Below are 24,712 nucleotides of genomic sequence, written 5' to 3' on the forward strand. Positions count from 1 at the left end.
TTCTCCTTTGCCTGTTCACAGTATAGTCACTTCTGTATTGTAAAGGAGCTTGAAGCAGGCTGTAAACAACGAATCGAAAACGTGCGGCGCGATGCACCCCAAGCCGGTATAATAAACGTATTCGCTCTTATCCGAAAGGAGCTGTGCCGCCTTGGACAAGCTTGACATGGATCTCAACCGTCTGTCGCCTTACGTTCGGGTTGCGCTTGACCACTATTTGGCGCCGGGCTGGGTGATACGCGAGCGGACGTTATTCGACTATGAGCTGCTGTACGTGAAAGAGGGCCGGCTTCGCGTGACGACGGAAAGCGGCGAATATGACGGCGTCCCCGGCGATCTGTTTCTGTTCAAGCCGGGACAGCGGCATGCGATCGAAGTCACAAGCCGTGTGCCCGTCCGACAGCCGCACGTCCATTTCGATTTGTTGTATATGCCGGACAGTCCCGATGTCAAAGTATCGTTCAAGCCGATCGAGGACATGTCGCCCGCCGAAATCGCGATGATACGCGAGGACGTCGTCTCGGCGCCCCCTTTCGAGCTCCCGACGCTGCTTCGGCTTCGTAGTCCCGCCGTATTCGAGAACATGCTGCTCGATCTGATCCGCGATTTCCGGCTCGGTCTTCCTTATGCCCAAACGGCCGCCAAGGGCGCGTTTCTGCGCCTGTGGGTCCATCTACTCCGGGAGCATACGTGGCAGATCCATCCGCAGCTGCATTCGAACTGGGAACGGCTTACGAAGGTGAAGCAGTATATCGACCACAATCCGGAGCAAAACGTTTCCTTGGCCGCACTCGCGGAGATGGCCGGGCTGAGCCCGTATTACTTTTTGCGCGCGTTCTCGCAGGCGTACGGCCTCTCGCCGATGAAATACTGCCAGACGGTGCGCATCGGCAAAGCGCGGGAATGGATTCAATTTACGTCGCTGCCGTTAACCGAAATTGCAGAAAGGGTCGGCTTCGCCAGCATTCATGCGTTCAGCCGAACGTTCAAGCGGATCGACGGCGTAGCGCCTTCGTTTTACCGCGGGGGCAAAGCGAAAAACGCGCCCTGACGAATCGTCAAGGCGCGCGGCTCACAGCCGTCAAACGACTTCAAGACCATCCTTATCCGGGAGCGGCTGGAACGCCGCGTGCGGCTCCGACTGGTACCAGAACGCCGTCGAGGCGAGATTGTCCTGCAGCGGCAAATACCGTCCGCCGGAGCGCCAGCCCAGCGCCTGAATTGTCACGCGAAGTTCGGATTCGAAACGGATCGGGTCCATCACATGCCAGCGGTACATGCCGAACCGCTGCTGGCTGCGGTACAGCCCGTCCGGCTTCAGCACCTGATGCATGCCGAGGAACGGGGTCGAATACGTGCCGTACTCGCCCTTCGGCTGCTCCCAGTTCCACGCGCCTCCGAAATAATCCTCCGTCCCGGTGCCGCAGATCGTCGGGAAATCCCGGTCGCCGTCGAGATAAAACTTGATCTCTCCTTCGCCGAACCAGCCGCTGCTGTTCGACTGCCAGGCGATGTACGTGCCGACATAGTGGCCGCGTCCTGCAACTCCGTCAAGCAGCGTATGAACTTCCTTGTACGGCAGCGGATTGCTGCGCCGCCACTGGGCATGGAAGTACGCGCTGTCCTCCGGCACCTCGGTAAGCGTGTAGTCGATTTGGAAATAAAGCACCGCCTCCTTGTCGGCGATATTTTCCACCGTAATGCGGGCCGACTGCCGAAACGGCATTTCCCAATAGCAGTTCATGCCGCCCGCCGGATTAACCGCCACAGGCAGCGAGGAGACGTTGCTCCGCTCGCACCAGCCGTTGCAAAAAAAGTCGCCGACCGGCGCCTCGACGGAAGGCAGCTCCTCCCCGTCCCAATACATGCGCAAAATCATCGTACGCCATACGCCTGGAAAACAAGTCATCCATATATGCTGAATGGCTCCGGGCTCTGTAATGGTCGCTAGCGTAAATTCCGTGCCTGCGGGGATCTGGACCGAGGGCGACACTTTCCAGCCTTGTCCCAAATCGCGGGACGCCGCTTGTCCGGTTCCTTCCGTCGCCATGCCGGCTTTGCCCTTCTCTCCCGTCCAGTTTTCCGCGCTGATCGATCTCGTTCTGGCTGTCGATAGACGCGACAGCTGACCGAGCCCCATGCCGAGTCCGTTAAACGGCAACATTGCAACTCCTCCATTCATTTCGGTGTTTATTCGCTTCTCCGCCCTTATTGTACCGGATTCGCCCCGGTTTGGATTTAGCGCGAACGTATAACTTGTTAACCGAAATTGCCTTCGCGAGCCCCCGTAACAGGTGGAAGATTCTCTCGGGTTCAGCAAAAAGGAACCGCCCCCTACGCTTCTGAAAGCGATAGAACGATTCGTTACTACCGCTGAATCACCAAACCCGCGCCACGTGGGCGATGAAAAGCTGCAACTAATGCTCGAAGGAGCCCTATTTGGTCACGGCTGCTCCCTTTTCGCGAGAATAGTGTGCAAAGGCGCTTTAGTTGGTCGTCTCAGACAGAAAAGCACCGGATTCCTCCACTCCCCGCCTTGGCACAGCATAGCGGAACTTCGAGTTCCGTTAACGCCGCTGCGCGGGCGGTATAGACCCGTTTAGCGGAAGCTCCACTTCCGTTATGGCCCGTTTTTCCGCTTCTGCGCGGGCCGGTTGGCGGCCTTAACGGAACTTTTACTTCCTCTATCGCCCCAAACAGCGACGTGCCGCGAGCGATAGCGGAACTTTTACTTCCGCTCCGGCCGTCACCTGCCTGGCTGCGCCGCAGAGCGCAAAAAACGCCCCCGTTCCGGGCCGAAACGGTCGGAGGGAGGCGTTCTTGCAGTCGTTTATAATGGTACAAACATTCGGCTTACAGATCGAACAGCGATTCGTCGATCGTATCCAGCGAATAACGGCTCTTCGGTCCTTCCGCACGGCTGATCCATTTGCCCTTCGTGAAATCCGGAATCGCCACTGGTGCACTGCCCAGCGCGACGGATTCCTCAGACAATACGGTGATTGCCATCCAGACGGCCGTATCGTACACATCAATCGGAGTTTGCGTATTGTCGCGCACGCTTTCGGCGAAAGCGCGAAGCACCAGGTGGTCCATCCCGCCGTGACCGCCGCGAACGCCGTCTTTGATGTACTGCTTCCAGATCGGATGCTCGTACTGGTCGCGGTATGTTTCGAACGGCTCCCACTGATGCTCGGGGCTGCGGCCTTCGACATGGATCGAATTGTTGTCTTCCATCCAGAGCCCTTTCGTCCCTTGGACGCGGCCGGCTCTCGAGTACGGACGCGGAAGCGTCGTATCGTGAACGAGCATGATCGTCTCGCCCTTGGCGCACTTGACCATCGTCGTTACGATATCGCCTTGGGCAAATTCCGTCTTCGCGAGCTCGCTCGTTTCGCCGTACTTGTCGGTCGCCCATTGACGGATGCCTCGCGCTTTCGAAGACATCGAAGTCAAGCTGACAAGGCGGTTGCCGTTATTGACGTTTAATATTTTTGAAATCGGTCCCAAACCGTGGATCGGGTACAGTTCGCCGTTCCGGTTCAAGTAGTTGCGATAGCGGTTATGACGGTTTTGCTCGCCCAGCGCCACTTCGTGACGGAGATCATGCTCGTAGCCGCACTGGCAGTGGATCAGCTCGCCCAGCAGCCCTTGCTTCACCATGTTCAGCACGGCAAGCTCGTTGCGGCCGTAGCAGCAGTTTTCGAGCAGCATCGCCGGTTTGCCCGTCTGCTCGGACGTACGAACCAGCTCCCAGCATTCTTCAAGCGATGCCGCGCCGCCGACTTCGAGCGCCGCATATTTGCCCGCACGCATGGCCGCTATGGCGATCTCCGCATGCGTAACCCAAGTGGTGGCGATTACAACACCCTGCACGTCGTCTCTTGCAAGCAATTCCCGGTAGTTCGCATAGCCGGTCGCCTTCGGCCGACCCGCGTTTTCCACGATCTCGAGCCCCATCTGCAAGCGGTCCTCGAACGCGTCGCACACTGCTGGAATTTCCACATCATCCATCGCCAGCAACATTTTGAGCAAGCCTCTTCCACGACCGCCCAAACCGATAACCGCAAGCTTGATTTTACCGTTGTTCCCCATCGCCCAAACCGTCCTTCCGCGCCTGTTCGCGCCAAATGGAATCGTATAAATTGCACACAATCAATCATACCCGAAACGATACGATCCGGCAATGCTCAAAAACAAACAAAAAACGCCAACATTTCGAGTTGCTGCGAGATTAGTCGGGCCGATCCCGCTAATCTTCCGATTCGGCAGGAATTGGAAGATTTCCTCCTTGTCCAGGCAAAAAAATGCGATTGTATCGCGGGCAAGCAGCGACGATTCGTTCATGACCGGCTATCGGAGCGTCCATCCCCGCCAAAACAAAAAAGTAGAGGGAAATATTCCCTCTACTCTTTATTCTACAGCCGGGCCAAAGCCGCCCGCTTAACGCAGCAGCCGAAACTCAGGGCGCATCAGGGAAGCGTCCGGGCACGATGCTCTCCGCCAGCGGCCTGCGGCCGTTCGGCTTCTCCCGCTCCTGCAGCGCTTCGGGAAGCGCCTCCCGCGGGCCGCGATAGCCGAGCGCGATGACGACGTGCAGGTCGTACGCATCCGGCACCGCCAGCGCCCGCCGCGCTTCCTCGCGCTGAAAGCCGCCCATCGCATGGGCGTGAAGCCCAAGCAGCGTCGCCTGAAGCGCCAAATGGCTCCATGCCGCGCCGGCGTCGAAGGCGTTCGGGCCATTCGGCTCGCCTTTCTCGTCCAATCGGGCGGAAGCGAGCACGATCAGGACAGGCGCGTACTGAGCCCATGCCAGGTTGCCCGGATTCAGAAACGTATGGAACAGCGCCCGCTGCTCCTCCGTCTTCGCCACGATAAACCGCCACTGCTGCCGGTTGTTCGCCGAGGGCGACCAGCGAGCAGCCTCCAATATCGTATGCAGCGTCTCGTCGGTCACCTCGCGGCGCTCGAACGAACGCGGCGACCAGCGGTTCAGAAACAAAGGATCGACTGGATAATCCGCTTTCCGGTGTTCGGCCGCTTCCGGCTGCAGCCTGTCAAGTTTAGACTCCGTTTGTGTGGAACGCTCGCTCATTCTATTACCTCCAGATCACTTGTTTGTGGGATAGGCCAAAATAAACTCGGCCTCGGAGCGGCCGATCGGCTCCTTGCCGGGCAGCACCCGGTCGATAAACGGCGTCGTATCAAGCGCGGCCAGCTTGAGCCGCCCCTTGCCCCAGCCGATCGTCTCCCGCCAGCTTCCAAGAACGCCCGCCTCCGCCAGCTCCGTTTCGGAGACGTTCACCTGCCGCTCGCCATACGGAGAAACGTACAACGCGTCGACCGGACAATACGCCTCGCATATGTAGCATGTTTGGCAGTCGTCCTGGCGCCTTATGACCGGAATGCCGTCTTCGCCCGCGTCGAACACGTTCGTCGGGCATACCCGGACGCACATGCCGCATTCGACGCATCGGCTCTTGCTTACTAATTCGATCATGGCAGCGTGACCTCCTTCAAGCGCCCCGCACGATTGTTCCCGGACGAAACTTCGAGTCCGACAGACTCAGCAGATGCAGCAGACGCGGGCGAACCGGCCAAACCCGACTCGAACCGGGTGACGATCCTCTCCAGCCCCCAAACGAGCAGGCGGCTCTGCATCGCCGGATTCGCCTCGTTATATTCGAGCAGCGCGTGCATGCCTCTCGTTTCCTTGCGCACAAGCGCGGCGTTATAGATCCACCTCGCGACGGCGACCAGCGCCGCCGCCTCGCGGGCCCGCACCCGCTCGGCGGCTCCGGCGGCGGGAAGGCCGTCGCGCACGACCGGCCACAGGCGGTCGAGCCGCTCTAGCGATTGACGCAGCACCGGTTCGCTGCGGAAATAGTTGATATCCAGCGGGAACATTTCGCGCTGGACGGCTTCAATGACGCTGCGGGAATCGAGCGCTGCTCCGCCCTCGCCTCCACTTCCGCTCGCAGCTTCCGGCTTCACGCCGGCTCCACCCGCAGGCCGCAGACGCCGCTCCGAGGCCGGCTTGCCCTGCGCGAGCGCATAGGCCGCCGCGCCCTTCCCCGACCACGTGCCGGACGAGATCGCCCACGAGGCGTTAAACGCTCCGCCGCCCGACTGCCCGCCCGTCACCTTCTCGCGCGAGGCGGCGTCGCCCGCCGCATACAGCCCGGCTACCGACGTGCGGCAATCGTCGCCAGTCAGCCTAAGGCCGCCTGTGCCCCGCACCGTCCCTTCGTAGCGGAGCGTGAGCGGAAACCGCTGCGTAAACGGATCGATGCCCGCCCGGTCGAGCGGCAAAAAGAAGATCGCATGCGAACGCCGCAGGATGGCCCGCTTCTGCTCCGTATCGGCCTTGTCCATAATCGCGTAAACCGGTCCCCGGCTCAGCATTCTCGGCAAAAAGTCGTGTGGACGCGGCCCCTCGGAATGGAGGATCGTGCCGTCTTCGGCGCTAAGCGTCGCCCAGTTCAGCAGCCGTCCTCGCGTGTTCGTACCGAATGCGGCGCTAGGCGCGTACTGCCTGCTGAATTCCATCCCCGACAGCTCGGCCCCGAGCTCGGCCGCCATTAAGTAGCCTTCCCCGGTCAGCACGTTGCAACCCAGCCCCTTGCTCAGGAAGGCACAGCCTCCGGTCGCAAGGACGACCGCGTTCGCCCGCACCTCCCACTCCCGGCCGTCCAGCCGGTTGACGCCGCGGGCTCCGCCGACGCCGTGCTCGTCGGCGAGCAGCTCCAGCGCGGGCGACTGATCCAGAATCGTCGCCCCCGCGCGGATAACCGCCCGTCGCATGAGTCGCATATATTCCGGGCCTTGCAGATGGTCCCGCTGTGGAATCCCGTTCTCGTCGCGCCGGAACGGATACCCCCACGACTCGACCAGCTGCAGGCTTTCGTACACCTGGTCGAGCACGCGGTGAATCCAGTCCGGCTCGGACAAATAGCCGCCGCCCGCCATCCGCTTCCGGACAGCCGCCTCGCGCCGCTCCCGGTCGGGCGGCAAATAGAGCAGGTTCGTTCCTCCCGGGGCAGTCGCCCCGCTCGAGCCGAGAAAGCCTTTATCGGCGACGACGACTTTGGCGCCGTTCGAGGCGGCGCTCCATGCCGCCCAAGCCCCTGCCGGCCCACCCCCGATGACGAGCACGTCCGCGTCCAGTCTCAGTTGTTCCTGTTGTGTCATGCCGCTCCCCTCCCTATGCGGTAACTGGCTCCATTACGGCTTGATCAGCCAATCTGAGACCGAAAAGTTTTTGTCCGCCAGCTTCTCCTCGAGCAGAAACGACTTCGTGCCTTCGAGCATTTGGATGCCTGCATCCGTAAACGTCTCGCGCGGCAGTTGGCTGACCGGGCTCGTTTTCTTCACGAGATCGAGCGGATTGCCCGTATTTTCCGCCAAAAACGCATAATACGCCTCTTCCTGCTTCTTCAGATCGTCAAGCGCCTTGACGCGCAGCTCGTTCCATACCTTCGCGATATCCGGAAACTTCCTCAGGTAGCTCTCCGATACAACCGTAACGCCGGTTCCAACAAGATCGGGATTGTTTTTGGCCGCTTCGTCCAGTACCGGGAACCCTTGCGGGATCATCTTCAGCGCCCGAATCTCAGTTGTGGCGATCGCGTCCACCTCGCCCCGGACGAGCGCCGCGTCGGCATCGTCGTCCAGCAGATGGATGAGCTGCACATCCTTGATATTGTTCTTTTTCAGCAGACCGGCCAAATAACGGTGCATGTAGGACCCTTTTTTAACCGAAACCTTCTTGCCCTTCAGGTCTGCGAGCGTAGTCGGCCCGCCTTTCTTCGCCAAAATGAGGGCGTTGCTGCCAGAAGCGTTCTGATGGATCACCTTCGTCGGAGCGCCGGTGGACTTCGCAAGTATCGCTGGCGTATCGCCAAGCGAGCCGATGTCGAGCCGCCCGCCGATGATCGCTTCGCTCAGGTCCGGACCGTTCGGGAAGCCGATAAACTGGATATCCGTAATGCCATATTTCTTCAACTCGTCTTGGCTGAGCCCCTTGTAAAAGCCCCACCCTTCGGAACCTCCCGGAACATTCAGCTTATTCGCTCCGATATAACCGATACGCAGCGTGGAAGGCGGCTTCGCCTGGCCTCCGCCTCCCGCCGAGGCCTTCGTCGCGTCCGCCTTGCCGCAAGCCGTCGCCGCAAGCAAAACGATAGCGCCGACAAGCGCGAGTGCCAGCCCCCGCTTTTTCCCCCATTTGGCGAATGTGCCAATCCTGTCTCTGTATATGGACATTTCGTTCCTCTCCTCTGTCTATTGGGATTCCGCTTCCCCATGAAGCGGTACGCATGCAGAACGTTACCCGTCGAAGCTGTCGCGCCACCCGAGCAGCCTGCGTTCGAGCTGCCGAACGAACGAATCGACGAGCTTGCCAACGACCGCGAACAGGATGACTCCGACAAAAATGATGTCCGTAGCGGAGCTTTGCCGGGCGAAATTGATCAAAAAGCCGATGCCGGACTGCGAGCCGATCAGCTCCGCCACGACAAGGCCGAGCCACGAAACGGCCAGCGAAAGCCGAAGCCCGAGCAGGATGTTCGGCAGCGCCGAGGGCACGATCAGCCGCCATATTTGCCTGGACCGGCTGAAGCGCAGCACTTCGGTTACTTCGACTAGCTTTTTGTCCACGCTCCGTATGCCCAGAAACGTATGTACGTACAGTGGGAAAAACGCGCCTTTGGCGATAATGAGCACCTTCGACAGCTCGCCGAACCCGAACCACAGGATGAACAGCGGCGCTACGGCCAGATGGGGAATCATCCGCAGCAGTTGAAACGACGGATCAAGAAGATGCTCTGCTCGGCGCATCGTTCCCGTGACGATGCCGCACAGCAGGCCGAGCCCGCCGCCGAGCGCAAATCCCGCCGCGGCGCGCCCAAGGCTGACTCCGAGATGTTCGGCGAGCTCCCCCGAAGCCGCGAGCCGCCCGAATGATTCCGCAATCGCACGCGGCGTCGGCAGGAAAAAGGTCGAGATGAGGCCGTAATCGCCGGCCAGCTGCCAGCCGAGCAGCACGAGCACGGGCAGGATGGAGCCGATGGCCAGATCCGCCCATTTCTCCTTGCGAAGAGACGTTCGCAGCACCCCCGTCCAACTCCGGGACTCCGGACGCCCGGCGGCAGGACGGCTTGCCAGATTCGCTTGCTGAGCCATATTCATGCCTCCTTATTTACCGGAATAGCTGTCGCGCCATACAAGCAATCGCTTCTCGAGCAGCAGCACGAGCGAATCGGCGGCTTTGCCGATGACGGCGAACAGGATGATGCAGACGAACACGACCGGCGTTTTGCTGAACTGTCTCGCTTCGGACATGAGGTAGCCGATTCCCGACGAGGCCCCCATCAGCTCCGCGACGACTAGACCGAGCCAGGAGAGGCCAAGCGACAGCCGAACGCCGAGCAAAATGTTGGCCGCCGCCGAAGGCAGCACGAGCCGAACGACCTGCTTCGGCTTGCTGAAGCCGAGCACGCGGGCGACCTCGAACAGCTTTTTGTCCGTCCCGCGGATGCCCAAGTACGTGTTGATGTAAAGCGGGAAAAAAGCGCCTTTGGCGATAAGCAGCACTTTCGACGGCTCGCCGAAGCCGAACCACAAAATGAACAGCGGTGCGATAGCAAGATGCGGCACCATGCGGATCATCTGTACGGACGGGTCAAGCACCCGTTCGCTTGACCGGGAAAAGCCGACCAGCAGGCCGAACGCGAGTCCCGCGCCACCGCCGAGGACGAAGCCGAGCGCGGCCCGGACGACGCTGATCCGCAAATGCTCGAACAAGTCGCCGTTCTCCGTCAGCCGCACCAGCGATTCCGCAATCGTCAGCGGAGTCGGAAAGAGCAGCCGCGAGATCAGGCCGGCGTCGCCGAGCAGCTGCCACACGGCGAGCAGCAGCACCGGCAGCAGCGCGCCCAGCGCGAGCGATTCGAGCTTCCTTTTGCGTTTCGCCTTCTGGCGCGGCCGTACGCCTGCGGTTGCCTGCGAGGCAGCAGCAGACAGCGGATCTCTCATGATAGGTCCCCTCTTTCCTAAATGCCCGCGCTTTCGATCAGCTCGAGCTCGTCAAGCTTCTCGAACGCGCTTAGCACTTTATACCGCAGCTCCTGAAACGCCACGCTCGACTTTTTGCGCGGAAACGTCAGATCGATCGGGACGATGTCCCGGATTTCGCCCGGACGCGGCTTCAGGATGACGACCCGGTTGGCGAGAAAAACCGCCTCGTCGATATCGTGCGTCACGAATACCATCGTCGTCCGGTTGTTCTGCCAGATGTCGAGCAGCACCTCCTGCATATGCGCTCTCGTGAAAGCGTCCAGCGCGCCGAACGGCTCGTCGAGCAGCAATATTTTCGGATAACGCAGCAGCGCGCGGGCGATCGATACCCGCTGAGCCATCCCGCCGGACAGCTCGCGCGGATACGATTTCTCGAACCCTTTGAGACGAACGAGCTCGATCAGCCTGTCGACCTCCCGTCTCACCTCCGGGCGCTTCAGGGACAGGTCGGCGGCAATGTTTTTTTCCACCGTAAGCCAGGGGAACAGCCGGGGCTCCTGAAAAATGAACCCTTTGTCGATGCCCGGACCGGCGACCTTCTCCCCGCCCAGCCGCACCTCGCCCGCGTAATCGGTATCGAGTCCGGCGACGATTTTGAGCAGCGTGCTTTTGCCGCAGCCGCTCGGTCCGATGACCGTAAGGAATTCGCCTTCCTTTACGTTTAGATCGATGCCGCTGAGAGCGCGGACCGTGCCGTTTTTCGTCTCGAAGCTTTTGTCCAGCCGTTTGATTTCAAGCAGCGGTACTCCCATAACCATTCTCCTTTCTACTGCCTCGTAAGCCCCGGATCGTGCGGATGAAACGCAAAAGAGGCGCATGTTTCCGGACGAACGATCGCTCGCCGGGTACATGTGCCTCCAGTTGACTAGTCAGCATTATTCCTACAATTCCTATAGGGTTAAAAAGATATTATCACCATTCATTCCGCCCGTCAACTCTTTTTCTCCTCCATCCAGGGCAATCGCATTTGGAGAAGAATGTAGGAGCGGAGTGGAACATTTGCATCTGGAACAGTGAAACGGTCGCCTTTACAATCGGATTCCAACCTCAGCATATTCCATCAAGGAATCCGATTGTAAGAGCGAGTGTTGATCAAATGTTTCCGCAGCGGCCGTGTACCTGCAAACCGATCTCCAAAAGGCGATTGCCCACTCCCCGTCAGTACATCCGATCGCTTGGAATCCGGTTGACGGACGGCTCTCGTCCCTGCACGTACGCCTCCAGATTGGCGACGATAATGTCCGTGACCCGCCGGTTATACTCGGTCGTGATCCCGGTATGATGCGGAGTGAGGATCACACCTTCCATCGCCCAGAGCGGATGGTCCGCCGGCAGCGGCTCCTGCTCGAACACATCGAGCCCGGCTCCGGCAATCCGGCCGTCGCGCAAAGCTTCGAGCAGAGCATCGGTATCCGTCGTGCCGCCTCTGCCGATATTGATGTAGAACGCGCCCGGCTTCATCATCGCGAACCAGTCTTTGCCGACCAGATGTTTCGTCTCTGCCGTCATCGGCAAGCAGTTTACAATATAGTCGCTTGTGGAAAGCAGCTCCCGCTCTTCCCCGTACGTCTGCATCCGGTCCACATATTCGGCCGGTTCGCCGGACTTCCGCAAGCCGAGCACGGTCATGCCGAACGCCTTGGCGAGTCTCGCCACCTCCCTGCCGATCTCGCCGACGCCGAGCACCGCCATCGTGCGCCCGTGCGCCTCGCCCTGCGTCTGAACCGGCTCCCACCTGCGCTGCGACTGATTGCGGATCGAGAGGTGCAGCCCGCGGGTGAAAGCAAGCAGCATGGCGAACACCGTCTCGGATATCGGATACGGATGGACGCCGCTCGCGTTCGTCAGCCAAATGTCTCTTTCTTTAATCGCGGCAAGCGGCATTTGCTCGATACCCGCTCCCCATGTCTGAATCCACCTCAGCTCCGTGCCAGGCGTCAGCGCAAGCTGTTCCGCCTTCGCACTCCAGCCGCAGATCAGTTCGGCTTCCTTATAATGCCGGTCTTCGATCGTCCCGTCCGCGATCGCAAGCACCTCGAAGCCGTGCGCCGCCGCGCGGATTCGCCCCAGCAAAGCTGGCTCCAGCTTGCGCAGCACGAGCATAAGTCGTCTCTTCATGACCATCTTCCTTTCTGTACGATATCCAGCCTGTCTTCATCATAACCGAGAACGGACGGGAATGCCCGCTTGCATGCCCCAAGGACCGATTAAAGTTTCGTTCACGAAAGTTTCACAAACGACTCCCAGCAATTCGGCAAATTCACAAGAATGATTGTTCCTACATTCGCATACCGGCCAAATACGGGTTAATATCGCGGCAAGCCCGGGATAAGCACGGGTGAAACTTTACACAAGCACAAGTATAATGAACCTTTGAGACGAAAATTCATTACGGGAAGTGGTATACGTTGCAATCTCCGCGTCTGCTGCTCGGTTATTTGCGGTCGAACTGGTACAAGTATTTGCTCGCCGTCGCCGCGATAACCGTAGCAAACGTAGTCCAATCGCTTTACCCCCGCGTCCTGGGCGATTTCACCGATACGCTGCAAGCGGGAGGCATTACCCGCGAAGCGATCGCGGACTCCGCTCTGAAGCTGCTGGCGATCGGCCTCGCCTTCGGCCTGCTTGCCGGCGTCGGCCAATATATCGTTATGCGGCTCGGTCGAAGATTCGAATATTTGACGCGCGGGAAGCTGTTCGTCCATTTTACCGGACTCAGCGAACATTATTATTCGAAGAACGGCGTCGGCAAAATGCTCAGCTACGTCATGAACGACGTCACCTCGGTGCGCGAATCGATTTCGATGGGCATCAACCAGACTACAAACGCCGTCATCCTGATTTTGTCGGTTATGGCGATGATGCTGGTCAGCTCCATTCCGTATTCCCTCATTATCGTCTGCATGATTCCGATGCTCGCCATTCCGTTCGTCGTCGTCCTGTTCGGCCCCCCGATCCGGGAACGGTCGATGAAGGTGCAGGAATCGCTCGCCAAAATGACGGAAACGGCCGAGGAGCAGTTCGGCGGCATCCGCGTAACGAAAAAATTCGCCGTCGAGCCGATCATGCAAAACCGGTTCGGCCGTACGGTCGACCGCATTGTCGAAGCTCAATTGCGGCTTGTTCGTTTGTCGTCGCTGTTTCAGGCGCTGCTGCCCTTTCTCGGAGGCATTTCGCTCATTATCGCAATCGCCTACGGGGGCTACCTGACGATTCACGGCTCGATCTCGATCGGCAGCTTCGTCTCGCTCACCCTGTACCTTCGAATGATCGTCAACCCGCTTCAGCAAATTGGCAACGTTATCAATACGATGCAGCGGTCGCGGGCCTCGCTGTCTCGGCTCGGCAGCCTGCTCGCCGTGCAGCCGGACATCCGCGAGAGCAAGCAGGCAAAGCCGCTGCGCAAGGGCGCATCCGACATCCGCATCCGCAACCTGACGTTCTCTTATCCGAACAGCGATCAGGAAGCGCTGCACGATCTGAATCTGACGATCACCCCCGGACAAACAATCGGGATCATCGGCAAAACCGGCAGCGGCAAAACGACGCTCGTCAAGCTGCTGCTGCGCATATACGAGCCGCCGGAAGGCACCATTGCGATCGGCGGCGACGATATCCGGGGCGCCACGCTTGAAAGCTTGCGCACCCATATCGCGTACGTGCCGCAGGACGGCTTCCTGTTCAGTACGACGATCCGCGACAACATCTCCTTCTCGAACCGCGAAACGCCGGCGGAGAAGGCCTTTCATGCGGCCCAAAAAGCGCAAATCTACGATAATATTATGCAGTTCCCCGATAAGTTCGAGACGAGGCTCGGCGAACGGGGCTTTACGCTGTCCGGAGGTCAGCGCCAGCGCACGAGTCTCGCCCGCGGCTTTACGAAGGACGCGCCGATTCTCGTGCTGGACGACAGCGTCAGCGCAGTCGACGCCATCACCGAGACGGATATTATCGACGGGCTGCGCGAAGAACGCCGGAACAAAACAACGATTATTATCGCCCATCGCATCAGCGCGCTGAAGCACGCGGACGAGATTATCGTACTGGACAAAGGAACGATCGTGCAGCGGGGAACGCACGAGCAGTTGCTGGCGCAAGAAGGGTTGTACGCTTCCCTATACGCCATTCAGGAGGAGGGGACACGACATGGCGAAGCAAAAGGCCCAGCCGAACGCGAATCCGGACGGCGAAATTAGCAGCGCGTACAACGTCAGCAAGCAAGACCGCCGGGCTGCCTTTCGTTCGATGATCGCCTACGCGAAGCCGTTTCGCGGACGTTTCGCGCTCATCTTTTTATGCACGCTGCTGGCCATATCGGCCGACCTGCTGCAGCCGTACCTGGTCAAAATCGCAATCGACGACAACTTGATGGCCGGCAAAAACGATTACGGCATGCTTGTACTCATCAGCGTTATTTATTTGGCCTTTGTTATTATCGGTCTCGTCTTTACTTACTTGCAGAACAACATGCTGCAATATGTCGGCCAGTCCATCGTGGCGCGAATCCGCAAAGAGCTGTTCGCCCATATTTCCAAGCAGTCGATGTCGTTTTTCGACCGGTTTCACAGCGGCAGTCTCGTCACTCACGTCTCGAGCGACACGGAAACGCTCAACCAGTTTTTTACCCAGGTGCTGCTCAGCCTGATGCGCGACGGCATGACGCTGCTTATTATCATCGGCCTTATGTTTCATCTCGATCCGATGCTGGCCGGCTACAGCATGCTTCTGCTGCCGATCATCGCCGGGATTGCCATCGGCTTCCGTTCGTATATGCGCAAAGTGTATCAGATCACAAGAACGCAGCTGTCGCGGCTGATCGCCTTTACGGCGGAGAACCTAGCCGGCATGAATCTGATTCAGGCGTTCCATCAGCAGAAGCAGCAGCAGCAATCGTTTAACGAGCAGAACAAGCGGTATTTCCGCTCGAACGTGCGCGAGGTGCAGACGAACGTTTTCTTCAACCGCTCGTTCGATATTCTCGGCAACTTGTCCGTCGCCTTTATCGTCTGGATCGGCGGTATGGCCGTGTTCGAGCGGACGATGGAGTTCGGCGTACTGTATGCCTTCATTACGTACATCCGCCAGTTTTTCCAGCCGATCAACTCGATTACGCAGCAATGGAATACGCTGCAATCGACGACGGTGTCGATGGACCGGCTGTGGCGGGTGTTCTCGATTAAGCCGTCCGTTCAGGACACGGAGCAGCCGAATGCGATCAAGTCGGGTGCGATTCGCGGCCGGATCGACTACGATCGCGTTCACTTCAGCTACACGGAAGGCGTGCCGATCTTGTCCGGTCTCGACCTGCATATAACCGCCGGCGAAATGATCGGCATCGTCGGCGCTACCGGCGCGGGCAAAAGCTCGCTGATGAGCCTGTTGTGCCGGTTCTACGACGTGCAGCAGGGCAGCGTCCGCATCGACGGCATCGACATTCGCGACATTCCGCAGGCGCAGCTGCACCGGATCGTCGGCCTAGTTCAGCAGGAGCCGTATTTGTACTCCGGCAGCATTATCGACAACGTCAGGCTGTTCGACGAATCGATCAGCCGCGACGACGTCATCAAGGCGTGCCGGTTCGTCGGCGCCGACAACCTGATTACGCGGCTTCAGGACGGCTACGATACGATGCTGTCCGAGCGGGGCAGCGGGTTGTCCGCTGGAGAACGCCAGCTGATCTCGTTCGCGCGGATCGTCGTGTTCCGCCCGAAAATACTGATTCTGGACGAAGCGACCGCCAATCTCGATTCGTACACGGAGCAGCTTGTGCAAACCGCGCTGCAGATCGTCTCCAAAGGCCGAACGACGCTTGTCATCGCCCACCGGCTGTCGACGATCATGCAGGCGGACCGCATCATCGTCATGCGTCAAGGGCAGATCGTGGAGCAGGGCACGCATCGCGAGCTGATCGAGCGCAAAGGCTACTATGAAGAGCTGTACAGCCACTCGCAAGGCGCTCACGCCGTCGGGTAAGCGGACTGCGAAAACACAAATTACCCCACAAAGTGGAGCTGTTCTTCGAAGATTACTCCAAATACTTTGCGGGGAGCCCCATAACTTACAAAAGCCTTCAACCCCCACTTCATGTGGGGTTGGAGGCTTTTGCCTTTGCCATTTACAAATCCGCGCCTTCGATCACGACCGCGGCATGCAGGCCGACTTCGGCAACGACGAACCGGATTCGTCCCTCTTCCTTCTCGAAGGGCAGCTCCGTGTTGTCCGGGGCTATGTAGACACGCTCTGCCGACGTTTTCACGGATACCCGGATATTCGTGACCGGAGCGATTTCCTCGATAAACGTCTTCGAGCCCGCCGCTTTATCTTCCCGCACATTCGTCAAATGCACCACAAGGCGGGAAGACTGGCGCATGACGCTCACTTCCACCGAGATCGGAGCTTCGACCTTGACAAGCGGGTCCGGATCGAGCTCGTTCAAGCCGTTCAAGTAAAGCGTCCGCAGCCAGGGCGAGCCGGTGCGCCAGAAGGCGGACTCGATCGGACCGGCAAAGTAAAGGCTCGCTCCGCTGCCGTACGAATGGGAAACGACCGCCGGAAATGGCGTCGGAAACGCCGGATGCGCGTGCTGGTGGTAAACGTGGCGAAACGTCTTCGCCTCCAGAGCGGGGTCGGTAAACTTCGCCAGGACGGTTGCGCCTTCGCGCGCCTCGATGCGGAGCGTTTTCTGTGCCGTATCCTTGAGCAAAATCGGCATATCCGGAATCGAACCGGCTATCGCGGCGTCGATCGGATATACATACGATACGCTGTAGCGGGATACTTCGGTAAAACCGATTCCGAGCACATCGGCCAAGCCGAAGTCGGATTTGCGCGTCCCGTCCGCGTCATACAGCGAGGTGCGGTTCGATGCAACCAGCCGACCTCCCGCTCTGACAAAGTCCCGGATGCAGGTTTCCGCTTCATCGCTTAAGTAAGCCTGATCCGGCAAAATGAGCAGTCGGTACCGGCTAAGCTGCGACAGTAAAGCCTCCTCGTCAATAATATCGAAATGAATATGACCCTCCGTCAAAATCCGATGCAAGCCTTGCAAATGCGGATCGTCGCCCGGACTGGGGAGAGCCGATGCTTCGAGCACTCGTTTGCCCGCGATCGAATACAGGACAGCGACGATCGGCACGCTTTCGGCCCCTTCAAGCCACGGCTCGAGCGAGCGCACCCACTCGTTCGATTCGCCGATGGCTTCCATTACCGCATCCGGCACCCGGCCTTTCAGAAAGCCCGAAGGATAAGCTACATGACCGTAGCTGATGGACCCGCCGTTCGCCACGGCGATGGCGGCCGTCGTCCTAAGCGTCGCAGCCGGCGCAACCGTCCACTCTCCCCAACTGCCCATTTCGCTCGGCATCATCAGCTCGAACGGTTTGCGAAACGAACGCTTCCATCTGGCGAGGAGGCTCCCATACGCATAATGCGGAGGATGAAATTCAGAGGTGAAATAATCCGCGTGCCGGTCCGCCTCCACTTGACCGAAGCGGGGATCCCCGGCATGGTTCCAGCCGATCAGCAGATCCGGATTGATGCCCTTGATGCAGGCCGCGGCGTCTCGCAAAAACTGATAACGGATATCCCGCTGAAACGACTGCCACCGCTTCAGCTCCGGTGTCCCGGGCGCAGGCGACTGCGGGATCGGCTGGCCGTACTTCGATTTGTATAAAGAGCTGCAATATTCGCAGTGACAGCAATTGCTCCATACGTAGGTGATGTCGAAGAAAAAGCCGGAGACCGGGTAGTTCTCCGCAATCTCCCTGAACTGCGCGTACACGTGATCGCGATACGGCGAATTCATGCAGAGCAGGTCGTAATAGCCGAAAGCTTCGGTGATCGGCTTCTGATCCGCCGTCCGCTGCCGGTAATCGGGATTCGCCGCCGCGACATGGCTGTTCAAGCCAACGTTGTAATAAGCGATAATATCGATTCCGTGCTTCCGCGCTTCCTGAATGGCCTCTGCGAGCATATCCCCTTTTACTCTCGCATTTTTGTGTCCGATTTTCGTGCCGAAATAGCTGTTGCCGAAGGCGTCCTTGGTCATGAACGTAATCGTCTGCATACCCGCCCGGGCGGCTGCCGCAACATATTCGGCTACATTCAGTTCCACTTCAGGAACCGCTTCCCCGGCGTGAAAATCGAACAATCCGCGCCGAAACGTTCTTCTGTACAAATCGTTTCCCATAGCCCACTCTCTCCTCTTCTATGCCCATTTACTTGTCCAGCGCCTGAATCGCCTTCGTCAGCTTCTCGTCCGCCTCGCGAAGCGCCGTATTGATGTCTTTTCCCGTCGTCACGACTTCCTGGAACGCCTTCGATACGAGCACGGCAGGATTGGACTCGGCCGGGAACGGATATTTGAACGGCTGAATGACGGCCAGCTTCGGCTTCGTCATCGCTATTACATTCTTCGATTGATACTCGGCGGAATCCTTCCCGAACGCCTGATGCACTTTATCATCCAGCAGCACAGATACTCTCGCATAGCGGGACAAATCCGTCTGCACCTCGTTCGAGAGCAGTGTCTCAATGACCTGGAACGCCGCCTCCTTGTTCGGACTCGCATTCGTGATCGAGAACACAAGCGAATCGACGCGCTGCCCGGTTCCCGGCGCCTTCGGGTTGACCGGATACGTAACGACGTCCCAATTGAAGTTTTTGACCGTTTTCAAGCTTTGCAGCGTTGCGGAATGTCCGGCCAGCATGCCGACCTCGCCCTTCAGAAACGATTGCGTCGCCTGCGTCGACGGATCGCTCGGCAGCAAATTCGTCGCCCCCGGTATTTGGTATAAGCTGGCCCAAAGCTCGAACATCATCTTCCAGCCGTCGGTTTGCAAGGCGCCTTTTTTGCCCGCGAAATCGATAAACGGCAATCCGAGCTGGTACGCACCGCGGAACGCCTCGCCGGGATACAGCCCCCAAATCTGCGCACCGCCTTCGGTTCTCGTCATTTTCGCCGCAATCGTACGCGCATCGTCCCACGTCATGCCGTCCTTCGGATACGGGACGCCCATCTTGTCGAACAAGTCTTTGTTGTAAAACAAGGCGAACGAGTTGTTGTAGACGGGAAGCCCGATCAAATAGCCGACTCCGGCCGCCGTCTTGATCGATTCGAGAAATTCCGGGCGAATCCGGTTCAAGTCGAACTTCGCGCTTTTGATCACATCGTCCATATTCAGCTCGACCTTCATATCGAGCAGTTGGGTCAAGGCAAGCGGATAGTCGACGCTGATGTCGGGAATGTCTTTGGAAGCGACCATGTTCGCCAAGGACACTTTTGACGAATCGACCCACTGCGGCGTAATATGCGGATATTTTTTTTGAACCGGCTCTAGAATAAACCGTTTGAACTCATCTTCGGTCAGGTGGCGCTGGGCGATTTTGATCGTTGCCGGCTTCGGACTCTCGTTTTTCGGCGTCTCCGTCTTCGCAACCGGAGGAGCGGCTTCCTTGTTCCCGCTGCATGCACCGAGCAGTAAGGAAAGCGATAATGCGGCCGTTGTCGTATAAATAAATGGTTTTCTCACAGCGGGTCACCTCGTAGTCAATGGAATAGGATTAGGGAAATCGATTACTAATTTCAAGCTTTACGCCGGAGCAATCGTCATCAGGGTGCCATTCGCGCCGCGAATTTCGATTAAATCGTAAGCGCATTCAAAACCGCCCCTGCTTTGACGCAACAAGCTTTCCCGTTGAACAAACCGGCCGGCGCCGTAGTAACTCCTATAGAAATCGGTTACTGCATAGGCAAAAGCAAAACTTTCGTTTTGTGGAAAAGACTCGATCCCCTCTCTTTGTTGAACTTCCCTGTTCCCTTCTTGCTTGCAGCCGTGCATGTCTTCCAGTGAATGTTGTTCGCCGGGCCTCACACCCTTTAGTCCTTGTTTTTCGTGCACCAAGCCGATTAAGTATGCCAATCAAACAAAAATCATATTTAATATATATTATATAATATATTAATAGCGGAATCAATCCGGTTTTCGCAATCACTCGCAATCGATTAAGACAACTAAAAAGCTCCGGCGCTTGGCCGAAGCTTGACAGGAAACTCCTTATTTTTTCGCTTTCAATTCCGCGATTTTTTTGTTGAAATCTTCATCCGCTTGCTTGAGCAGCGTATTTACGTCGGATTTGCCGTTTACGTAGTCGAGCATTTTGGAGCTGATCGTCGAGAGCCCGGTCGCATTGTACGGGGAAGACAAGATCGGATCGGGATATTTTTGCGTAAATACGGCTTTTAAGTTTTTGCCCTTCGCCGCCGGGTTGTTCTCGAAGGCGTGCTCCAACATTTTGGCGTTGTCCTTGAGCGCCGTAATCCGCCCGTTTTTGGTCGCTTCCATCTGCACATCGGGATCGGTGCTGAGATACGCCATTACCTGGAACGCAACATCGGGATGCTTGCTGCCCTTCGGAATGACGAAGCCGTCGGAGAATACGCCTACGCCTACCCCCGGCTTATCCTTGAACGACGGGAATGTTACGATATCCCATCTCAAGCCCGCCTTCTCCGCCCCAGCCATATCGTAGTTTTGCAACTGCAAAATTTCCGGCATCATCGCAATCGTCCGGTTCGTCAGGAAATTGTTGCGCACATCGCCGAACGACTTGATCTGCGGCGCATTCGGATAATCGTTGATGCTCTTCATGACATCGAACATCCGCTTCCATGCTTCGGTTGAAAAAGCCGCCTTCTGGCCCGTCGGATCGACGTACGATAAACTGAGCTGGCTCTGCACCCGGTTCAGGCCGGTCGGCGGCAGGAGACCGATGTACTGCGTATCGCCGTCCTTGCGCGAAATCCGTTTGCCCAGCTCGATAACTTCCTCCCACGTCATGTTGTCTTTCGGATAGGCGACGCCGAACTTGTCGAAGATGTCCTTGTTATAATGCAGGGCGAATACAAGAACGTTGTAAGGCATATACAGCAGCTCGCCCTTCGGCGAATACGATCTGATGCTGTCGACCATTTTCGCATCGTACTTGCTGTTGAAATCGAATCCCTGCTTCTTGGCAATGGCCGTCAAATCCATCGATACATCGTAGTCGGCGAGCGCGCCGCCCATATTCGTAAGACCCTGCCAAATAATATCGGGAATGTCGTTTGTCGCGATCAAATCCTGAATCTCGCTGCCCTTCTTGTTCTCGACGACCTGGAGCGTCACATGCGGGAATTTCTTTTTCACGAACTGGTTGATATATTTCTCAAAATCGTCGAGGACGGTCATCGTGTAAAATTTCAAAGTTACCGGTTCCTGCTTCTCCTGCACCTTCGGCGCATCCGCGCCGGCTCCCTGCGGCTTCTCGCCTTGCGCGCCGCAGCCCGCCAGTAAAGCGCTTCCAACAGTCACTGCCGCAGCTATCGTTTTCGTTTTTTTCCACATACGCTCACCTCATACATGTTTTGTGTTGACCCTCATTTTGTTCTGCATTTCGGCACCTCAAAAACGAAAACCCATTCATCCCTGCAAACGACATGTATGCAACATATCGAACGAAACGATGAATTCCTTGCCAACGGGAGAAGGCTACAAAACCACTTACAGAAAGCGCTTACCCCTAATGTTCTATATTGAAGAACTTAGTTCTTCTATAAATATCGTAACATGCCCGCCGCCGTCTTTCAACAAGTTTTTCGGCCCGTTTCGAACAAAAAAAGAACGAACCGCATCACAAGTGCAGTTCGTCCCTTGCCTACACTTTCAGTTTTACCGCCTTCGTGGCGATGAAAGTGTTGATATGTTTGTCGAGCGGGCTTTCCCCACCGTAGTTATCCTCGAACAGATCGGTCAGCACAAGTCCGGCATCAAGCTGTCCTTTAAGCTGGTCCTCGAGCGAATGTCCGAACTCGAGCGGAACGCCGTCTCGCAAATGGGCTTCGAGCCGTTCCTTCGGCAGCTGTTCATGATCCGCATACGGAATCGAATGCTTCACCTCGAGAACGCCCCGTTCCTCCGCTTCGATGCTGAAAATATATACGAGCGGATTGACGAAGCCGGCCATCAGCACGCCGCCTCTCTTCAGCACCCGAGCCGCCTCCCGCCATACCGGCAAAATCGATTGCGCGAACACGTTCGACACCGGATGCACGATCAGATCGAACGTCTCGTCCGCGAAACAGGACAAATCGGCCATATCACCCTGCACGGTGCGAATCGTCAGCTGTTCGCGCTCGGCGACAACCCTGTCCTGCCCGAGCTGCTTCTCCGACATATCGTAAACGGTCACATCCGCTCCCGCTGCCGCCAGCACCGGCCCCTGCTGACCGCCTCCAGATGCCAGACAGAGCACTTTCGCTCCGGCAAGCGGCGGAAACCAGCTCTTCGGCACCGACCGCACCGGGGTCAGAATAATCTCCCACTGTCCTTGCCTCGCCTTGGCAATCGTTTCAGGGGATACCGGCTGCGTCCATCGATTGCCTGCCTCGACGTTGCGGTTCCAGGCGTCCCGGTTAATTTCTCTAATATTCACTTCTCCATGCTCCTCCCAATCTGTCTCTATGAGGCCATTATAGCGATGTCCGGGGAGCGGGAGTAAGGGAAAGTTTGCGTATAGTTAAATGTGCGAGCCGAAAATTCCCCCACGACAAGAATGAATCCTGACGATGCTCCGCCCGATGGAAAGCGGAGCGAAGGAGCTTGATGAAGGCACCCGCATCGTCGCTACGAGGTGTAAGAATCAAGCATGATGACGTTTGATACATAAAACGCAAGCCAAACAAAGCCCGTCCAGCCGATCAAGCCGGACGGGCTTTGTTTGGGAAGAAGTATGGTTTTTTTACTATATTTTCTCATCCTAATACTTTATTTTTCAGTCTAATGGTTTATTCTTAGTTAAGAGACTTGAATACGCTTGAGAGGCTTGGTGAGAGAGATGACAAATCGTTTGTTTACGCCTGCCGCTTCACCCGAATCAGTAGGAATACCTAGCGAGGCGATCGCAGCGTTTTTGCAACGTATTAAGCGATTGGGAGTTAATTTGCACGGATTTCTTATCGTCCGGGACGGTCAGATAGCGTCGGAAGGCTATTGGGCGCCGTATACGGCCGACAGCACCCATCGGATGTACTCGGTCAGCAAAAGCTTCGTCTCGCTTTCCGTCGGCCTGCTGATCGATGCAGGCAAGCTGAAGTTGAACGATAAGGTGGCGGCGTTTTTTCCGGATAAGCTGCCGCCAGCCCCCCACCGGTACCTGCTTGACACGACCGTTCGTGATCTGTTAATGATGGCAACGCCTCATGACCGGACGTCCTATTCGTTCAAAGACAAGGATTGGGCTGCGACCTTCTTCCAGCATCAGCCCTGTCATCCGCCGGGGACGGTGTTTGCATACGATACGGCGGCGACCGTAATTCTGAATACGATCGTGGAGCGAATTACCGGCGTGCCATTTTTAACGTTCATGCGCGAGCGCTTGCTCGATCCGATCGGCGCCTCCAAAGACATATGGTGCGTTCAGACACCGGAAGGCACGTCGTGGGGCGGCTCTGGCGTCATTTGCACGTTGCGCGATATGGCTAAAGTGGCCTATGTCTGTATGAACGGCGGTCGTTGGGGAGAACAGCAGCTCATTTCTGAGCAATATGTGCGGGAAGCGACATCCAAGCAAATCGATAATTCTCTTGGCGAACGCTCCGGATACGGGTATCAGATTTGGGTAGAGCCTGACGGCGGCTTTGCCTTTCGCGGTATGGGCTCCCAATTCGCATTTTGTTTTCCAAAACAGCGGTTTTTGTTTGCATGTATTGCCGATACACAAGGCTCCGCGAACGGCGGCCTGTATCTGGAGCAAGCGTATCGTGAAGAAATACTTGCCCGCTTGTCACATGATCCTTTACCGGAAAAGGAATCAGCCCAAACTGAGCTGCAGCAATCGATTAACGGTCTGCACATCTTGCCGCAGCCTGGTGAATTAACGTCGCCCCAAGCCGGAGCAATATCCAACCAGTGGTTTAGGATGGAGCCGAATCCGATGGGGATTACGAGGATGCGGTTTCGGTTCAACGGCGACGAAGGCGTGTGGGAATACACGAATGCCGCAGGGGAACATCAACTCGCATTCGGAATAGGCCAGCAAGTAGCGGGACAATTTCCTCAGCCAGGCTATTCCGGCGCACGCATCGGCACAGTCGGCGACAAATACCGGTGTCTCGCTTCCGCGGCATGGGTAGATCCACAGACGCTGAATATGCTCGTATATGTAACTGACCATTATTTGGGCACGCTGAAAGCATCATTTAACTTTAAAGGCGACCAAATAGGCGTGTTGATGACAAAGGTAGCCGAATGGTTTTTGAACGAATATAACGGTTTTGCCGGTGGATGTCTTGACTCTGCGGCCGTGTCGGAATAGATGGAAAGACGTCTCGTAATCTACAACAATGAAGTTAACATAAAACTGACTCAAATATAAAAACTAGAGGCAGACTTGGACTGGAAATTAATCGTGTCAAAATGCCATGGGAAGTCATGACATATGCCTGCTTAATTTATGGCATTTTGACACGAAGAAGCAAACCGTCCTTGAGCGTGCCGAAAGCATGCTTTCTGACACAGTCTGAAAAGCTCAAAAAGGTCGTCGAATTAATCGACGACCTTGCTGGTGACAACTTTCGTCCCCGTTTAGCGGCATGTCC

General features: G+C 57.3%; 19 protein-coding genes. 4 read left to right on the forward strand and 15 right to left on the reverse strand.

Annotated elements, in window-relative coordinates; translation table 11 throughout:
- Nucleotides 1-151: 151 nt before the first annotated feature.
- Complete coding sequence (locus tag D7M11_RS24890; RefSeq protein ID WP_240041298.1) at nt 152-1,051, forward strand: AraC family transcriptional regulator; 900 nt, start codon at nt 152-154, stop codon at nt 1,049-1,051.
- A 30-nt stretch (nt 1,052-1,081) separates the two neighbouring features.
- On the opposite strand, the gene D7M11_RS24895 is transcribed toward D7M11_RS24890, so the two are convergent.
- The 10 genes from D7M11_RS24895 to D7M11_RS24945 all read right to left on the reverse strand — a co-directional run bounded on the left by D7M11_RS24895 (nt 1,082) and on the right by D7M11_RS24945 (nt 12,195).
- Nucleotides 1,082-2,164 carry a glycoside hydrolase family 172 protein gene (locus tag D7M11_RS24895; protein WP_120749972.1) on the reverse strand — a complete coding sequence of 361 codons (1,083 nt, stop codon included), beginning with the start codon at nt 2,162-2,164 and terminating at the stop codon, nt 1,082-1,084.
- A gap of 689 nt (nt 2,165-2,853) precedes the next feature.
- Nucleotides 2,854-4,095, reverse strand: a complete 1,242-nt coding sequence (locus D7M11_RS24900; protein ID WP_120749973.1) for a Gfo/Idh/MocA family protein — start codon at nt 4,093-4,095, stop codon at nt 2,854-2,856.
- A 367-nt stretch (nt 4,096-4,462) separates the two neighbouring features.
- Nucleotides 4,463-5,095 carry a nitroreductase family protein gene (locus tag D7M11_RS24910; RefSeq protein ID WP_120749975.1) on the reverse strand — a complete coding sequence of 211 codons (633 nt, stop codon included), beginning with the start codon at nt 5,093-5,095 and terminating at the stop codon, nt 4,463-4,465.
- Nucleotides 5,096-5,110: 15 nt separating this feature from the next.
- Nucleotides 5,111-5,500, reverse strand: coding sequence for a 4Fe-4S dicluster domain-containing protein (locus tag D7M11_RS24915; RefSeq protein WP_120749976.1), 390 nt, complete (start codon nt 5,498-5,500; stop codon nt 5,111-5,113).
- Complete coding sequence (locus D7M11_RS24920; RefSeq protein WP_120749977.1) at nt 5,497-7,191, reverse strand: FAD-dependent oxidoreductase; 1,695 nt, start codon at nt 7,189-7,191, stop codon at nt 5,497-5,499. Before D7M11_RS24920 ends, D7M11_RS24915 begins: the two co-directional genes overlap by 4 nt.
- 33 nt (nt 7,192-7,224) lie before the next feature.
- Nucleotides 7,225-8,265, reverse strand: coding sequence for an ABC transporter substrate-binding protein (locus D7M11_RS24925; RefSeq protein ID WP_120749978.1), 1,041 nt, complete (start codon nt 8,263-8,265; stop codon nt 7,225-7,227).
- Nucleotides 8,266-8,328: 63 nt separating this feature from the next.
- Entirely contained in the window at nt 8,329-9,183 is an 855-nt protein-coding gene (locus D7M11_RS24930) for an ABC transporter permease (protein ID WP_120749979.1), read from the reverse strand.
- Nucleotides 9,184-9,195: 12 nt separating this feature from the next.
- Nucleotides 9,196-10,035: an ABC transporter permease gene (locus D7M11_RS24935; protein ID WP_120749980.1), complete on the reverse strand. Its 840-nt coding sequence runs from the start codon at nt 10,033-10,035 to the stop codon at nt 9,196-9,198.
- A gap of 17 nt (nt 10,036-10,052) precedes the next feature.
- Nucleotides 10,053-10,829 carry an ABC transporter ATP-binding protein gene (locus tag D7M11_RS24940; RefSeq protein ID WP_120749981.1) on the reverse strand — a complete coding sequence of 259 codons (777 nt, stop codon included), beginning with the start codon at nt 10,827-10,829 and terminating at the stop codon, nt 10,053-10,055.
- Between the two features lie 406 nt (nt 10,830-11,235).
- Nucleotides 11,236-12,195 carry a D-2-hydroxyacid dehydrogenase gene (locus D7M11_RS24945; protein WP_240041299.1) on the reverse strand — a complete coding sequence of 320 codons (960 nt, stop codon included), beginning with the start codon at nt 12,193-12,195 and terminating at the stop codon, nt 11,236-11,238.
- Between the two features lie 290 nt (nt 12,196-12,485).
- Between D7M11_RS24945 and D7M11_RS24950 the strand changes: the two genes are divergently transcribed.
- Both D7M11_RS24950 and D7M11_RS24955 read left to right on the forward strand, forming a co-directional pair.
- Nucleotides 12,486-14,273 (forward strand): ABC transporter ATP-binding protein, encoded by a 1,788-nt coding sequence (locus tag D7M11_RS24950; RefSeq protein WP_120749982.1) that lies wholly within the window; start codon nt 12,486-12,488, stop codon nt 14,271-14,273.
- Nucleotides 14,224-16,050 (forward strand): ABC transporter ATP-binding protein, encoded by a 1,827-nt coding sequence (locus D7M11_RS24955; RefSeq protein WP_120749983.1) that lies wholly within the window; start codon nt 14,224-14,226, stop codon nt 16,048-16,050. The genes D7M11_RS24950 and D7M11_RS24955 overlap by 50 nt, the downstream gene beginning before the upstream one ends.
- 142 nt (nt 16,051-16,192) lie before the next feature.
- Here D7M11_RS24955 and D7M11_RS24960 read toward each other — a convergent pair whose 3' ends face one another.
- From D7M11_RS24960 to D7M11_RS24980, 5 genes are all read right to left on the reverse strand, one after another.
- Nucleotides 16,193-18,265 (reverse strand): alpha-amylase family protein, encoded by a 2,073-nt coding sequence (locus D7M11_RS24960; RefSeq protein ID WP_120749984.1) that lies wholly within the window; start codon nt 18,263-18,265, stop codon nt 16,193-16,195.
- Between the two features lie 28 nt (nt 18,266-18,293).
- Nucleotides 18,294-19,607, reverse strand: coding sequence for an extracellular solute-binding protein (locus D7M11_RS24965; RefSeq protein ID WP_120749985.1), 1,314 nt, complete (start codon nt 19,605-19,607; stop codon nt 18,294-18,296).
- Between the two features lie 60 nt (nt 19,608-19,667).
- Complete coding sequence (locus D7M11_RS24970) at nt 19,668-19,979, reverse strand: hypothetical protein (protein ID WP_193556272.1); 312 nt, start codon at nt 19,977-19,979, stop codon at nt 19,668-19,670.
- Between the two features lie 153 nt (nt 19,980-20,132).
- Nucleotides 20,133-21,461 carry an ABC transporter substrate-binding protein gene (locus D7M11_RS24975; RefSeq protein WP_120749987.1) on the reverse strand — a complete coding sequence of 443 codons (1,329 nt, stop codon included), beginning with the start codon at nt 21,459-21,461 and terminating at the stop codon, nt 20,133-20,135.
- Between the two features lie 310 nt (nt 21,462-21,771).
- Nucleotides 21,772-22,548: a class I SAM-dependent methyltransferase gene (locus tag D7M11_RS24980; RefSeq protein WP_120749988.1), complete on the reverse strand. Its 777-nt coding sequence runs from the start codon at nt 22,546-22,548 to the stop codon at nt 21,772-21,774.
- Nucleotides 22,549-22,950: 402 nt separating this feature from the next.
- On the opposite strand from D7M11_RS24980, the gene D7M11_RS24985 reads away from it, so the two are divergent.
- The gene (locus D7M11_RS24985) at nt 22,951-24,429 is read left to right on the forward strand and encodes a serine hydrolase domain-containing protein (protein WP_120749989.1); all 1,479 of its coding nucleotides are present in this window, start codon (nt 22,951-22,953) and stop codon (nt 24,427-24,429) included.
- Nucleotides 24,430-24,712: the final 283 nt, after the last annotated feature.

Source organism: Paenibacillus ginsengarvi (assembly GCF_003626695.1).
Taxonomy (GTDB): Bacteria; Bacillota; Bacilli; order Paenibacillales; family NBRC-103111; genus Paenibacillus_AB; species Paenibacillus_AB ginsengarvi.

Bases quoted from the DNA above. Each gene is read 5' to 3' on its own strand.
- D7M11_RS24895 (WP_120749972.1), bottom strand. From the start codon at position 2,164: ATGTTGCCGTTTAACGGACTCGGCATGGGGCTCGGTCAGCTGTCGCGT.
- D7M11_RS24900 (WP_120749973.1), bottom strand. From the start codon at position 4,095: ATGGGGAACAACGGTAAAATCAAGCTTGCGGTTATCGGTTTGGGCGGT.
- D7M11_RS24910 (WP_120749975.1), bottom strand. From the start codon at position 5,095: ATGAGCGAGCGTTCCACACAAACGGAGTCTAAACTTGACAGGCTGCAG.
- D7M11_RS24915 (WP_120749976.1), bottom strand. From the start codon at position 5,500: ATGATCGAATTAGTAAGCAAGAGCCGATGCGTCGAATGCGGCATGTGC.
- D7M11_RS24920 (WP_120749977.1), bottom strand. From the start codon at position 7,191: ATGACACAACAGGAACAACTGAGACTGGACGCGGACGTGCTCGTCATC.
- D7M11_RS24925 (WP_120749978.1), bottom strand. From the start codon at position 8,265: ATGTCCATATACAGAGACAGGATTGGCACATTCGCCAAATGGGGGAAA.
- D7M11_RS24930 (WP_120749979.1), bottom strand. From the start codon at position 9,183: ATGGCTCAGCAAGCGAATCTGGCAAGCCGTCCTGCCGCCGGGCGTCCG.
- D7M11_RS24935 (WP_120749980.1), bottom strand. From the start codon at position 10,035: ATGAGAGATCCGCTGTCTGCTGCTGCCTCGCAGGCAACCGCAGGCGTA.
- D7M11_RS24940 (WP_120749981.1), bottom strand. From the start codon at position 10,829: ATGGGAGTACCGCTGCTTGAAATCAAACGGCTGGACAAAAGCTTCGAG.
- D7M11_RS24945 (WP_240041299.1), bottom strand. From the start codon at position 12,195: ATGAAGAGACGACTTATGCTCGTGCTGCGCAAGCTGGAGCCAGCTTTG.
- D7M11_RS24955 (WP_120749983.1), top strand. From the start codon at position 14,224: ATGGCGAAGCAAAAGGCCCAGCCGAACGCGAATCCGGACGGCGAAATT.
- D7M11_RS24960 (WP_120749984.1), bottom strand. From the start codon at position 18,265: ATGGGAAACGATTTGTACAGAAGAACGTTTCGGCGCGGATTGTTCGAT.
- D7M11_RS24975 (WP_120749987.1), bottom strand. From the start codon at position 21,461: ATGTGGAAAAAAACGAAAACGATAGCTGCGGCAGTGACTGTTGGAAGC.
- D7M11_RS24985 (WP_120749989.1), top strand. From the start codon at position 22,951: ATGACAAATCGTTTGTTTACGCCTGCCGCTTCACCCGAATCAGTAGGA.